General features: G+C 53.4%; 11 protein-coding genes. 2 read left to right on the top strand and 9 right to left on the bottom strand.

The genetic code is table 11. The features are described from left to right. Window positions 1–29: 29 nt before the first annotated feature. Entirely contained in the window at window positions 30–1007 is a 978-nt protein-coding gene (locus R1T41_RS08585; protein WP_317341258.1) for a hypothetical protein, read from the top strand. A gap of 11 nt (window positions 1008–1018) precedes the next feature. On the opposite strand, the gene R1T41_RS08580 is transcribed toward R1T41_RS08585, so the two are convergent. The 8 genes from R1T41_RS08580 to mutM all read right to left on the bottom strand — a co-directional run bounded on the left by R1T41_RS08580 (window position 1019) and on the right by mutM (window position 11821). Next, complete coding sequence (locus R1T41_RS08580) at window positions 1019–2125, bottom strand: Fic family protein (RefSeq protein ID WP_317341257.1); 1107 nt, start codon at window positions 2123–2125, stop codon at window positions 1019–1021. Window positions 2126–2485: 360 nt separating this feature from the next. Then, window positions 2486–4945 (bottom strand): DNA topoisomerase (ATP-hydrolyzing) subunit B, encoded by a 2460-nt coding sequence (gene gyrB / locus R1T41_RS08575; protein ID WP_317341256.1) that lies wholly within the window; start codon window positions 4943–4945, stop codon window positions 2486–2488. A gap of 19 nt (window positions 4946–4964) precedes the next feature. After that, window positions 4965–6125, bottom strand: a complete 1161-nt coding sequence (recF, locus tag R1T41_RS08570) for a DNA replication/repair protein RecF (RefSeq protein ID WP_062960206.1) — start codon at window positions 6123–6125, stop codon at window positions 4965–4967. Window positions 6126–6189: 64 nt separating this feature from the next. After that, window positions 6190–7308: a DNA polymerase III subunit beta gene (gene dnaN / locus R1T41_RS08565; protein ID WP_062949740.1), complete on the bottom strand. Its 1119-nt coding sequence runs from the start codon at window positions 7306–7308 to the stop codon at window positions 6190–6192. Window positions 7309–7619: 311 nt separating this feature from the next. After that, the gene (gene dnaA / locus R1T41_RS08560) at window positions 7620–9200 is read right to left on the bottom strand and encodes a chromosomal replication initiator protein DnaA (protein WP_317341255.1); all 1581 of its coding nucleotides are present in this window, start codon (window positions 9198–9200) and stop codon (window positions 7620–7622) included. Between the two features lie 392 nt (window positions 9201–9592). Further along, entirely contained in the window at window positions 9593–9853 is a 261-nt protein-coding gene (gene rpsT / locus R1T41_RS08555) for a 30S ribosomal protein S20 (RefSeq protein WP_062949743.1), read from the bottom strand. A 176-nt stretch (window positions 9854–10029) separates the two neighbouring features. Further along, window positions 10030–10806 carry an enoyl-CoA hydratase gene (locus R1T41_RS08550; protein ID WP_317341253.1) on the bottom strand — a complete coding sequence of 259 codons (777 nt, stop codon included), beginning with the start codon at window positions 10804–10806 and terminating at the stop codon, window positions 10030–10032. Between the two features lie 175 nt (window positions 10807–10981). After that, window positions 10982–11821 (bottom strand): bifunctional DNA-formamidopyrimidine glycosylase/DNA-(apurinic or apyrimidinic site) lyase, encoded by an 840-nt coding sequence (mutM, locus tag R1T41_RS08545; protein WP_317341251.1) that lies wholly within the window; start codon window positions 11819–11821, stop codon window positions 10982–10984. 194 nt (window positions 11822–12015) lie between these two features. On the opposite strand from mutM, the gene R1T41_RS08540 reads away from it, so the two are divergent. After that, window positions 12016–12819, top strand: coding sequence for a TSUP family transporter (locus R1T41_RS08540; RefSeq protein WP_317341249.1), 804 nt, complete (start codon window positions 12016–12018; stop codon window positions 12817–12819). 87 nt (window positions 12820–12906) lie between these two features. Here the strand turns inward: R1T41_RS08540 and R1T41_RS08535 are convergent, their stop codons facing one another. Further along, a complete protein-coding gene (locus R1T41_RS08535; RefSeq protein ID WP_317341247.1) occupies window positions 12907–14115 on the bottom strand; it encodes an MFS transporter in 1209 nt (402 codons plus the stop codon). Between the last annotated feature and the right edge of the window lie 115 nt (window positions 14116–14230).

The following is a 14230-nucleotide window of genomic DNA, read 5'->3' as shown; positions in this document are numbered from 1 at the left end:
AACTTCCAACACCGTGGAAAAGAATCAAAATGAGCACACAATCGTTCGATGAACTTCTTGCAAAACTCGATAATGCCAGGGATCGCAGACTTCCATGGACGGATATTGCAATGCTCATTAACGCGATCGAGAAAACGCCAGCAGGTAAACAATACTCTGCAAATAAAGAACATTTCTGGGAAATGCTTGCTCAGAAAACGCGATACACACGCAACGCATTGCAACGGATGCGCTCAACACTCATCCGCGGAAATGCCATCGCAGATCGCGAAAAAATGAAACTGCAAGAAATTCTCGGACAGCGCGCAATCGAACCAAATGCCCTGTTTGACGTACTGGGTCACTTTCACACTGCAGAATTGTTCGCGCGTATTCACAGCGCAGACCCAGACGCTGCACTCGATCTCTTGGCTGAGATGCGAGACAAAAAGGTCCCGGTTGTTCGCATCAAGGAAATCCTCAGTGAAGTAACAAACCGCAAATACTCTTCATCAGCCGCTCCAACGTTCCTGATGCCCAAAGACGCCCTTCACAGAAAAGACGCGCTTGCTCTGATCGACGAGCACAAATCGCTCCTTTATGGAGGTGACGATGTCAGTATCTATTTTAAAAGATACGATTTCGAATTCGTCAGCATTGACGCTGTTGGCATTCGCTGTGGCGAGGATGGCGCCTTACAGCTGGTTGACGGCTTCATGTTCATGACCGGCTCTCCCGGAAACAACAAACTCGCTTTCCAGAACCTGCTATCGGATATCGATTATCGCTCGAGCTTTTTCCGGCACGTATGGCTTTGCAGAAACAGCTCGTTCCGATGGCCATCAGAAGAAATTAATTCGGCGATTGACGCTCTGGACATTCATCAAGTCGGGATCATCGAATTTGATGAAACGGGCAGCGAAATGAAGATTGTTCGTCGCCCAAAAGGAGACGCCCGGCCCTCTCGTTATTCTCTAACTCTTCGCGAAATCATGCGTCAGGGCATACCAGATTTTGGAATGGTCTAATGCCTGATCAATTATTTGCCTGACAAACGGTATTTCGTCGAACGACCGCGTCCTTCGCAAACGCATAGATAGCCCTTCTCGACCAGGTCAGTAAGGTGGCGCGTCGCTGTCGCCTTACTAACGCTATTAATCGCAGCATATTGTGATGCGCTTATGACATTTTGATCCGCATCATCATGTAGCATCACAAGAATTCTGACTTGTTGCGTCAAAAGTCGGCTTTCTGGCTGCATTGCCACGAGGTTATTTGCTTCAATATTCCAGCTTAATCTCGTTGACGCCCCGTCGAGTGCATTTTCCAAAGTTTTGAAAAACCAGATCATCCATTCCGTTATGTCCAAACCGGAAGACTGAGTTCGCTCCAACACTCGGTAATAGTTCTCTCGGTCGGCTAAAATGTAAGCCGCCATTGGGTACAAGACAGCATTTTTGTCTGACTGAAACAGTGCCAAATCAGCAACCGCGCGGGCGCTCCTACCATTGCCGTCATCGAACGGATGCACGGTCACGAACCACAGGTGCGCCAAAGCAGCTCGCGAGACCGGGTCTATTTCTTTGCTTTCCCGACTGTAAGCAAACCAATGAAGGAATGCTTCCATCTCGATTGCGATGCGTGATGCATCAGGGGCTTCGAAATGAATCTTCCGGTCACCAGTTCCACCGGAAACCACCTTGATATCTTCAGTTCGCCATGTTGCAGGCTGTCCGATTTGAGCTGGCGAGTAGGTCCTCTCGAACATGCAGCGCTGCCACATCCCCAATCGATGCAGAGTAAGGTCTTTAGAGGACTCGTCAAAAACGGTTGATATCAAAGCAGCGGCGTTTCCCTCCAGTAGCCCGACACTCTTGGCCTCATCGCAAGAGGAAGGTCGGCCAAACCCTCGCTCGATTTCATAGGATACTTCAGTTGCGTTTAGGTACTCGCCCTCAATTGCAAAAGAAGCAACAATGTTCTCAGTAAGTGCTTTGGTGATTAAGGCTCGTCTGCCGTTCTGCGAGTTGACCAATCCGGCCACGTATCCCTGTTTATGATAAACAGAAGGCAAGCGGGCCTGGAGCTGCTGCTTATCCCACGTGAAATTGGGCCAGTCGCTGTGCTGCCAGTTCCATTTGCCCATCACAATGCTCCCTCGTGAGCCGATTAATCACCATATTCGGCTCACATAATGACGTGAATAAATTTCACGAAAGAGGCAAAACCTACAACAACTCGCGATTTTGGCAAAAAATAACCCCCCAAGAGGCGCATCACTGAGTTCCTAAGAACTTCAGGCTAAGCGTGGGGGGGGTGTTGTTGGAGAGATTTTAACTTAACCAGACGCCCAGATGCAACAAATCTCAACGATTAAAGACGAGCAGAGCTAATTCATAGCATTCATTTGAACTTGCTCTGCCCGTTCTAATTTTATGTGTCACAGATTCTAGATTTATGCGTCGCGTTTCTAATTTTATGAGTCAATTCACACACCTGATGCCACTTATACGTCGAGATTGGCAACTTTAAGCGCATTGGATTGAATAAAATCGCGACGCGGCTCAACGACATCACCCATCAGGGTCGAGAAGACTTCTTCTGCCTCGTCCGCGTGATCAACACGCACCTGAAGGAGCGAGCGGACATTCGGGTCAAGGGTGGTTTCCCAGAGCTGATCCGGGTTCATTTCACCCAAACCTTTATAACGCTGGATCGAAATACCGCGACGGCCATATTCCATCACCGCATTGACCAGATCGACCGGGCCACTGATTTTCCAGACCTTGTCCTTGGCACCGAATTCGGCACCAGTTTCAAACAGTTCGCGCAACTCGCCAAGCAGACCTGCAATCGCGCGACTTTCGGCTGAACGCAAAATATTGCCGTCGATAACATAGCGTTCCTCAACCCCGCGCAGCATACGCCACATGACGATTTCATCCTGCGATGCTTCGCCCTTCCAGCCGCGATCAAAATCTTCCGACAGAAGATCAAGACGACCGGCAAGCGTATTTGCCGCTTCCTGACGTTTGGCATCATCGTCAAGCAATGCCGGGTTCAGGGCACCCGCCAGAACAGCCTGCTCAAGAACCGAGATCGGCAGTTTCAGCGAAAGTGGCTCAAGCAGCCCCTTGGCCTTGCGCGCCAGTTCGACAATCCGGACCAAATCCGGACCGGCAACCTGAACACCACCACTAAGCGTCAGCAATGCATCTTCGGTCCCCTGCGCGGTCAGGTATTGTTCCATCTCGCGGTCATCTTTGAGGTACTGGACCGAGTTACCGCGTTTGGCACGATAAAGCGGCGGTTGCGCGATATAGAGATATCCGCGTTCAACCAGTTCCGGCATCTGACGGTAGAAGAAGGTCAGAAGCAGGGTCCGGATATGCGCACCATCGACGTCGGCGTCAGTCATGATGATGATTTTGTGGTAGCGCGTTTTTTCAATATTGAAATCGTCACGGCCGATACCGGTGCCAAGGGCGGTAATCAGTGTGCCGATTTCCTGACTTGAGAGCATTTTATCGAAACGGGCACGCTCAACGTTCAGGATTTTACCACGCAATGGCAGAATTGCCTGGAAACCACGTTCGCGGCCCTGTTTGGCTGATCCACCTGCGGAATCACCCTCCACGATGAACAGTTCGGCTTTGGACGCATCGCGTTCCTGACAATCGGCAAGTTTGCCCGGCAGGGACGAGATATCAAGCGCGCCTTTGCGGCGGGTCAGTTCACGTGCCTTGCGGGCAGCTTCGCGTGCCGATGCGGCTTCGACCACTTTGGTGACGATTTTGCGTGCATCCTGCGGATGCTCTTCCAGCCACTGCTGAAGCCTGTCGTTCACGATGTTTTCGACAACCGGACGGACTTCGGACGAAACCAGTTTGTCCTTCGTCTGGGACGAGAATTTCGGATCCGGCACCTTGACCGAAATCACACAGGTCAAACCTTCGCGGGCATCATCCCCAGAAAGGCTGACCTTTTCCTTCTTCACGATCCCGCTTTCCTGCGCATAGGAATTGATCTGACGGGTCAGTGCCGCACGGAAACCGGCCATGTGCGTTCCGCCGTCACGCTGCGGAATGTTGTTGGTAAAGCACAGCGTGGTTTCGTGATAGCTATCATTCCACTGCAGGGAAACTTCGACGGTAATGCCGTCTTTTTCGCCGACGATCGTAATAGGTTCTTCGATCTGCGGAGCCTTGTTACGGTCGAGATATTCCACAAAGGCGCGAATACCGCCTTCGTAATGCAGTTTGGTTTCAACCGGTTCGCCATGGCGTTCATCACGCAACGTCAGGATCACGCCAGAGTTCAGGAAGGCCAGTTCGCGCAGACGATGTTCAAGCGTCGGCAGGTTGAACTCGGTCATCGTGAAGATTTCGGCATCGGGATAGAAGGTAACCTCAGTCCCGGTCAGCGGCTTGCCCTCTGCCGTCATTGGCGCATCACCGACAATTTCCAGCGGCTTGATCGCATCGCCACTGGAAAATTCCATGTAATGCTCTTTGCCGTTGCGCCAGATGCGCAGCTTCAACAAGGTTGAAAGCGCGTTCACAACCGACACACCCACACCGTGCAGGCCACCGGAAACCTTGTAGGAGTTCTGGTCAAACTTACCGCCGGCATGCAGCTGGGTCATAATGACTTCGGCCGCCGAAACGCCTTCTTCCTTGTGCAGGTCAGTCGGAATACCACGGCCGTTATCGCGGATCGTTGCCGAGCCATCGCCATTCAGCTGTACCCAGACGGTATCGCAATATCCGCCCAGCGCCTCGTCAATCGCGTTATCGACGACTTCATAGATCATGTGATGCAAACCGCTGCCGTCATCGGTATCACCGATATACATGCCCGGGCGTTTACGCACCGCTTCAAGACCCTTGAGAACCTTGATCGATTCTGCACCGTAATCCTGCGCCTGTTGTTCGGCGGTTTTCGGAGCTTCTGTTTCGTTGGTCATAGCGTCACAACCTCGGCATTCACGGAGTGGTTTCAGCGGTCAGTGTGGCATCTTCCACGCGGAAGAATTGCGCACGTCCGTCCAAACCTTCAAACAGCGCCCGGTCCGTACCTGTCATCCAGGCCTGGACGCCAAGCGCCACGATTTCATCAAACAGGTAGCTGCGGCGTTCTGCATCCAGATGCGCCACAACCTCGTCAAGCAACAGCAATGGGCCAGCTCCGCGCGCTTTGCTTTGCAAGCGGGTGTTGGCCATAATCATCGATAGCAGCAGGGCCTTCTGTTCGCCCGTAGAACACTGATCTGCGGACTGGTTCTTGGCATCATGCCATACCAGCAAATCACTGCGCTGCGGCCCGACGGAAGCCCCGCCATAAGTGGCATCGCGTGACCGTCCGTCGCGCAATGCCGCCCGCATCCTGTCTTCAACCTCGATCGCCGGTAGCTGTTCCAGCCAGTTTTCAAGATCCCCTGCAAGCGCAAGTCTTGCCGCCGGAAACGGTCCAACAACCATTGTTCCGGCGCGGCCAAGCTTTGCCAGCAACTCAGCACGTGCAACCGCAACGGCAATCCCGTGGCGAACCATCGAGTCTTCGATCGAGGCCAGCCATTTGTCGTCCCCTTTGCCTTCTTTCAAAAGCTTGGCCCGGCTGCGCAGGCTGTGCTCATAGGCCGCTACCCGGCTGCTATGTTCGGGATCAAGGCCGTAAACCAGCCGATCCAGAAAACGTCGGCGCGCCGACGGACCATCCAGAAACAGACGATCCATTTGCGGCGTCAGCCAAACCGCGGCACAAACCCGCCCCAGCGACGCCTGACCGCGCTGGTTTTCACCATCAATACGCACAGCCCGTTTTTCACGCCCCTGCGCAAGAGCTGCAGGATCAAGGCCCGATCCGACCTGATAGTCCCCATCCGGCGTGGTCAGCTGTGCCGACACGGCCCATGCTCTTACGTTCCCCTCGTCTTCACCGGGAACCCTGCGCGATATCTCGCCCAGCTTGGCCCGTCTTAAGCCGCTTCCCGGCGATAAAAGCGATACCGCTTCAAGCAGATTGGTCTTTCCTGCACCGTTCGGGCCGGTCAAAACCACCGGTGCCCCGTCAAGCGACAGGCGCAGACTTTCGTAACACCGAAAATCACCCAGTTGTATACGGGAAACGGCAAGACGGTTCGTCATGGACGTACCGTCTTGGGGTGGAAGATTATGGGCAAGAACAGCCACAGCAAAAGTGCGCTAACCGTCAGACGCGCATCGGCATCAGAACGTACAATGCCGAAAGATCATCGGTATCACGCAGAATGGTTGGTGATGAACCGTCCGACATCAGAAGGTTCAGGGTGTCGCCCTTTACCTGCTTGGCGATATCGAGCAAATAACGCGAATTGAAACCGATTTCGATGTCATCGGCATCATAGTTGATTTCGAGTTCCTCGGATGCGGTTCCGTGTTCCGGGCTCGACGCGGAAAGGGTCAGGGTATTCCCCGACATGACGACTTTGACCGCACGCGACTTTTCGATCGAAATAGCGGAAACGCGATCAACAGCATCGGCAAAGGCTTTGCACTCGATATCAAGCGTCTTGTCATTGCCAGACGGAATGACACGCTCGTAATCCGGGAAGGTGCCATCAATCAGCTTGGAGGTCAGCACTGCCTTGCCAAAACCAAAGCGAATTTTGGTGTCGGACATGGCGATGTCTACCGCTTCGCCGGTTTCCTCGATCAGCTTGCGCAATTCGCCAACGGTTTTCCGCGGCACAATAACGCCGGGCATGTTTTCCGCCCCATCGGGAAGCGGTGCCTCGACCCGAGCCAGACGATGGCCATCAGTTGCAACAGCACGCAGGATTTTGGTTCCTTCTGCGTCGGTCGCATGGAAATAGATACCATTCAGATAGTAACGGGTCTCTTCGGTCGAAATCGCAAATTCCGCACGATCAATCAGACCGCGAAGTTCCGCCGCGGCAAGGCCAAAGCTGACCGGAAGCTCACCACCGGACATGACCGGGAAGTCATCAACCGGAAGAACCGCCAGATTGAATTTCGAACGACCAGCAGACAGGGTAAGACGCCCTGCTCCCGGCTCAAGCGCGATTTGCACCTGCGAGCCTTCCGGCAACTTGCGGACAATCTCGTAAAGGGTATGGGCGGGGGTGGTGGTTGCACCGGCTTCACTGACTTCTGCAGTGGTGGTTTCAATCACCTCAAGATCCATGTCCGTTGCAGTCAAAGACAGCTGATCATTCTCTGCCCGCAGCAAAATATTGGACAGAATCGGAATGGTATTGCGCCGTTCGACCACACTTTGAACATGGGTCAAAGATTTCAACAGAGCCGCGCGTTCAATGGTCAGCTTCATGCCCGTCCTATCCGTCTGTCAGTATTGGTTTAACAAATTGATTTATAATCGATTTTGTCGCTTTTGCTTCACCCTTTCGGGCAAGGCAGGCGCATTATAACATGCATGTCGGGAAATCGAAGGATTTTTACGGCTTAAACCCAAGCAAACAAAACGAGTCGTTGTATATTTTCCCACCCAATGCACGCAAAAGGCGGAACCCCGCGCGGTGCCTGATTTTCAGCCCGTTGGTCACCGTAAAAATCCGATCGGAATCAGAACGGGTCACCGTTTTCAAACCGTGACCCGCCCAATTATTTTCGAAATCGCAATCAGCCTTCAAGCATGCGACGCAGCAGGTCGATATCCTCGGACAGCGAAGGATCGCTCACATGCAGTTCTTCGATTTTGCGAACGGCATGCATGACGGTCGTGTGGTCACGACCACCGAATTTGCGACCGATTTCCGGCAGGGAATGCGTCGTCAATTGCTTGGACAGATACATCGCGACCTGACGCGGGCGGGCAACGGCCCGGGCCCGACGGGCGGAATGCATGTCCGACACCTTGATATTGAAATGCTCGGCAACTTTTTTCTGGATTTCCTCAATCGAAACCCGGCGTTCGGATGCACGCAGAACATCGTGCAGCACGTCCTGAACCATCTCGAGACTGATTTCACGTCCGACAAGCTGTGCGTGGGCAATGACGCGGTTCAGCGCACCTTCGAGTTCACGCACGTTCGCGGTGATCTTGTGAGCCAGAAATTCCATCACGCGCTGCGGCAGCTCGATATTCTGGCGTTCCGCCTTCGATTCGAGGATGCCCAGACGCAGCTCGTAGGTCGTGGCATGAATATCAGCAACAAGGCCTGAGCCAAGACGCGAACGCAAACGTTCCTCGATATCTTCAAGGTCCGAAGGTGATTTGTCGGCGGATACAATGATCTGACGCCCCTGATCCACCAGCGCATTGAAGGTGTGGAAGAATTCTTCCTGAGTCGAGTCCTTGCCGGAAATGAACTGAACATCATCGACCATCAGCACATCAACAGACCGGAACTGATCTTTGAAATCAACGGTGTTCTTGTCACGCAGAGCCCGGATGAACCGGTACATAAATTTTTCGGCAGACAGGTAAATCACCGTGCGGTGCGGCTGCGTGCGGCGAATGTGCCACGCAATTGCATGCATAAGGTGGGTTTTACCAAGGCCAACACCGCCATAAAGGAACAGCGGGTTGAAAGGCACCGATTCGGCTTCGGCCAGGCGGCGTGCTGCCGCATAGGCAAATTCGTTCGGCTTGCCGATCACGAAATTGTCGAATGTGTAACGCGGATCAAGTGCGGCCGATATGCCGTCATCGGACATTGTGCCAATTGCCTTGCGACCGCCGGAAACCAGACCTTTTGCATTGCCCGCATAGGATGGACTGGAACCTTCGACATCAGTCACCTCGTTCGCGACTTTATCCAGTCGTGTGACATCGTCACTGATGCGACCACGCGCACTGCCATTCCCGGACTGGGCACCTGAATTCGAAGCGGAGGAAGAAGGCAGGCTTTTCTGACCGTTACCATTCGCCGGTTGAACAACAACGATCTCGACAAAATGGATGTTCTCATCCTCGGAATGCCAGAAGGACTGAATACGATCCAGATAGTGCTGAGTTACCCAGTCACGCATTGCACGCGTTGGCGCACCAAGACGCGCAACACCGGCTTCGACCGCGATCAATGCGACGGGATCAAGCCAATAGCGATAAGCTGTCGCGCCAAACTCCGAACGAAGCTTTTCGCGAACAATCTGCCATGTCGCTTTCGCGTGATCGTCTAGTGCCGCCTGCTGGTCACCCGGAATCCCCCCGTTGGACTCCCCGAGTGCCGATTGCGTTCCCCTAACGGCGTGCTGCACTGTTAGAACCTTTCCCCGCTTAATCAATCTTCACTACCAAACAAAACGCGAAAGACAAAAAAGTACTCGCCCGCGTTGATCACAAACATGATCAACACGCCTGTCTTCCACCAAGTCTTGGAAGCGTACTCGCGCCTTTTGTTTTTTGGTTCTTCGTCTTTCGCCGCGTTGCGCGGCCAGCGAAGTCAAAACACTGTACTGATGCGATCCGCATCAGGCAAGGCGATCTTTAACAGAACGTTAAAAGGATTTCGGCACCAAAACAGTCCTTTGTTTGTGCGGTTTTTTGCGATGCCGCAACCAAGGAACAAAAGGTGATTCGACGAAATCCGGGCAGCGAAAAGGCCGTGCTACAAGCACGGCCTTCGACTCGCCATCCCGTAAGGGATAAATTAAAGCGCTTTGACGCGAGCGGTCAGACGCGAGACCTTGCGAGCGACGGTGTTCTTGTGCAGAACGCCGAGCTGCGCGCCACGTGCCATTTCCGGCTCTGCAACTTTCAGCGCAGCCAGAGCGGCATCTTTGTCGCCAACGTTCAGCGCAGCCTCGACCTTCTTAACGAAGGTACGAATGCGACCGATGCGTGCACCATTAACTTCTGCACGTGCGGCGTTGCGGCGAATGCGCTTCTTGGCCGATTTATGGTGAGCCATTGCGAACCTGTCTCTTAAAACAAATGTTACGTAATTCGGAGCGCGGCTTATAGCTCCGTCGGAAACCCTCGTCAACCCCCGATACCTTCAATCCCGCTGAATTTCCGCGGTTTGCGACTCTTTACTACTGCAAGGCAGCAATGCATCGCAGGTATCGGGGTACGATCCAGCCCGAATCAGCGATGCTTGAAATCCGGTTTTCTCTTTTCAGCAAAGGCTTTCATGCCCTCGGCCCGGTCATCGAGCGCAAATGTCGAATGGAACTCGCGACGTTCAAACATCAGACCTTCGGTCAGAGACATTTCATAAGACTTGCTGACACTCTCCTTCACCTTCATCAGAACCGGGCCAGAGAAAGAAGCAATTTTATCAGCCAGTTTCATCGCTTCTTCCATAAGCGAGTCGGCCGGGACGACTCGTGCGACGAGTCCCGAGCGTTCTGCTTCTTCAGCATCCATCATCCGACCGGTAAGGCACATTTCCATTGCTTTGGATTTGCCAATGGCACGCGTAAGGCGCTGCGTCCCACCAGCACCCGGAATGGTTCCGATGGTGATTTCCGGCTGACCGAACTTTGCCGTATCCGCAGCAAGAATGATGTCGCACATCATCGCAAGCTCGCAACCGCCGCCAAGCGCAAAGCCCGCTACCGCGGCAATAACCGGCTTGCGGCAGCTCGCCACCCGTGTCCAGCCCTTGGTGATGAAGTCGCTCTTATAGACATCCATATAATCATAATCGGCCATTTCCTTGATATCGGCCCCGGCCGCAAAGGCCCGTTCCGATCCGGTAATGACGATGGCGCGAATGTTTTCGTCATTTTCGAACTGATCAAGCGCCCCACCGATGTCGGTGATCAATGCCGCACAAAGCGCGTTCAAAGCCTGGGGACGATTAAGAGTGATCAGGCCGACATTGCCCTTAACCTCGGCAATGATGTTCTCGTAAGACATGCTGCAATCCTTTGTCGGGAATCAATCCGCTTACATTTGCGATCCGATTCGGTCGAAGACATATTTTGATACTGTTTTACCGATTTTATTTCCAAGCCGCAACCGGACCCGACAGAATCACCGGATTATCCGAATTCTGTCACACGCGTTTCCGGCAACAGGAAATGCAAAACGCCTATTTCTGGCAAGTAGGGCAGAAGAAGGTTGATCGACCAGCCTGAACAATCCTGCCCACGACGCTTTCGCAGCCATCCGCGGTGCAGCTTTCGCCTTCCCGACCATAAACCCGGAAGCTGTGCTGGAAATAACCCAGCTCGCCATTGGCCTGACGATGATCTTTAAGGCTGGACCCACCGGCGGCAATCGCGTCCTCAAGAACCAAACGGATTTCACGATAAAGACGTTCGATCTCGTCCTGTTTCAAATCCTTGGCCAGACGGTCCGGTGCGATGCCCGACCGGAACAATGCTTCGCACACATATATATTGCCAAGCCCTGCGACCAGTCGCTGATCAAGCAACACAGTCTTGATCGGGCTTGCCCGTCTGGCGATTCCTGTGGCCAGGACGGCGGCGTTGAAACTGTTACCCAATGGCTCCGGCCCGATGCCAGCCAGCATCTTGTGGGTTGCAACCTCATCAGCCGCAATCAGGGTGATAACACCAAACCGGCGGGGATCAGTAAACCGAACCACAGCGCCCCCCTGCATGACAAAATCGACATGATCATGCTTTGCCGGAGCTGGAACACCCACAGCAGGATCATCGAAGATCGTCATGCGGCCGGACATTCCCAAATGAACCAGCAAAACCTGCCCGTCATCCAGATAGCCCAGAATATATTTCGCCCGACGGGTCAGCTGATTGATCCGACGTCCCGCCATCCGCCCCACAAAGTTTTCCGGAAACGGAAAACGCAGGTTCGGGCGGCGCTGAACAACGTGATCAACGACAAACCCTTCCATCACCGGCGTCAAACCGCGTGTCACCGTTTCGACTTCAGGTAATTCGGGCATCTGGAAACTCGCAAAATGAAAGGAGAAACATATCTAGAACCCGGCCCGCTGATTGGCAAGCCGGCACACCAAACAACATTGTCGCCATTACAAAGTAACAATGGACGATGACCGCCAAGTACATATGATTGCGCCGCTTATTGCCACCGGGCGCGTCTGCCCCACCTTACGGGCCATCCACAGGATTTCAGTCAATGGAATTTGGCGTTGATCTTTTACTGATACTTTTTGCGGTCGCCGCGTTCGCCGGCATGGTTGATTCAATTGCCGGCGGCGGCGGATTGATTACCATCCCGGCCCTGCTTTGGGCGGGTATTACACCGGCACAGGCCTTGGCGACCAACAAGCTGCAGGGCAGCTTTGGCAGCCTGACATCTTCAATCAACTTTATCCGCAAAGGCTATGTCGATCCCCGCGATATGGTATTGGCAATCGTCCTGACATTTGCAGGGTCGGCACTTGGTACCGTGCTGGTGCAGATGCTTGATGCCAGCATCCTGCTTAAAATCCTTCCGGCTCTGTTGATCCTGATTGCGCTTTATTTTCTTTTCTCGCCACGCGTTGGCGATATTGACGCGCATCAGGTTATCAGCAAGTCGGTCTTTGCCTTTACCGCAGGCTTTGGCATCGGCTTTTACGATGGCTTTTTCGGACCGGGTACCGGATCGTTCTTTTCCATCGCTTTTGTCGCTTTGCTTGGTTTCAACATGACAAAGGCAACAGCCCACACCAAGGTTTTGAACTTTACATCAAATTTCGCATCGCTTGTGATGTTCATTGCAGGGGGCGAAGTTGTCTGGATGATCGGCCTTGTCATGGCTGTCGGCTCATTGATCGGGGCCCAGATCGGATCTCATCTGGTGATGAAAGTCGGTGCAAGGCTGGTGCGGCCGCTTCTGGTTGTTACCTCGGTTGCCATTTCGATAAAGCTGATCATCGATCAGTATGGCAGCACCATCAGCCAGTATTGGGATCAAATGCGGGTCTGGATCGGATAGAAACCGGGTTTCCCCATTCCCAAGCAAACAGCAAAAAGCCCGCCGCGACATTGTCCGACGGGCTTTGTTTTTTGACATTCAATTCATTCAGGCATTGGCAGTCGTCTCGATAAAGACTTCGTCAGGACGGTCAATCAGGTGGCTCCAGATCGAAAACAGCAACGCGATCACGGCAATTCCCGCGCCAAGCCAAGGGATATCCTGATAGGAAACGCCCTGCGTAATTGCGATACCACCAAACCAGGCACCCGCAGCATTACCCAGATTGAATGCCCCCTGATTAAGGGTCGACGCAAGGTTCGGTGCATCGGTCGCTTCGTTGACCACCCGCATCTGAAGGGGGGACACCAGTGCAAAGGAAACCACACCCCAGACAAAAACCGTTGCCACAGCCGGGATCACATTGGTGATCGTTTCAGCAAATACGACCAGTATCGCAATCAGCAGAACAAACGTCGCAATGATCGCGGGCATCAGGCGCCAATCACCCAGACGGCCACCGATATAGTTGCCAATCGTCAAACCTGCGCCGAACAGCAACAGCACATAGGTTACCTGTCGCGCTGAAATGCCGGTGATATTCTGCAGCATCGGAGTGATATAGGTAAACACGCTGAACATGCTGGCCGCGGCCAGAACACTGATCAGCATGGCAAATATAACCTGGGTTTTAAGCAGCGCACGGGCTTCCGCCATCAAACTGCCACCCGTCGCCGCGATCTTGCGTGGCAAACAGAAATAAAGCGCGACAGCCGCAACCATACCGATCCCAACAACCGCCCAGAAAGTCGAACGCCAACCCAGTTCCTGACCGAGAGCCGTACCAAACGGAACCCCAAGCACATTGGCAAGAGTAAGCCCCGAAAACATCAGGGCAATGGCCTGAACCCGTTTATGCGGTGCAACCAGGTTAGCTGCAACCACCGCACCCAGACCAAAAAACGCCCCATGGCAGAAAGCAGTAACCACGCGGGCCGCCATCAGAAGCCAGTAATCCGGTGCAATCGCGCACAGGAAATTGCCAATGATGAAAATCGCGATGAGCATCATCAAAGCATGCCGACGATCCATTTTGGACGTTGCAATCGCAAGGAACGGCGCACCAAACGTAACACCCAGCGCATAACCGGTTACCAACAACCCGGCATCGGGAATGCTGACACCAAGATCGGCCGCCACATCCGGCAACAAGCCCATAATGACAAACTCGGTCGTCCCGATCCCGAAGGATGCAAGGGCGAGGGCAAGGATCGGAAGGTTTTCAAAGAAACCTGTGCGGGCAACAGCAGTTGTCATGATCGATACGTCCAAGGGTGCCAGGCACCAATGCGGGATAATGGCGGGCGACAGGATTTCGGGAGATTTTCGAAACGTTTGAATCGACCGAAAATTGAAACGATTCAATTTTGCG

Origin of the sequence: Thalassospira lucentensis, from assembly GCF_032921865.1 — a bacterium.
In the GTDB taxonomy this organism is placed as follows: domain Bacteria; phylum Pseudomonadota; class Alphaproteobacteria; order Rhodospirillales; family Thalassospiraceae; genus Thalassospira; species Thalassospira lucentensis_A.
This window is presented reverse-complemented; position numbering and strand designations above follow the sequence as displayed.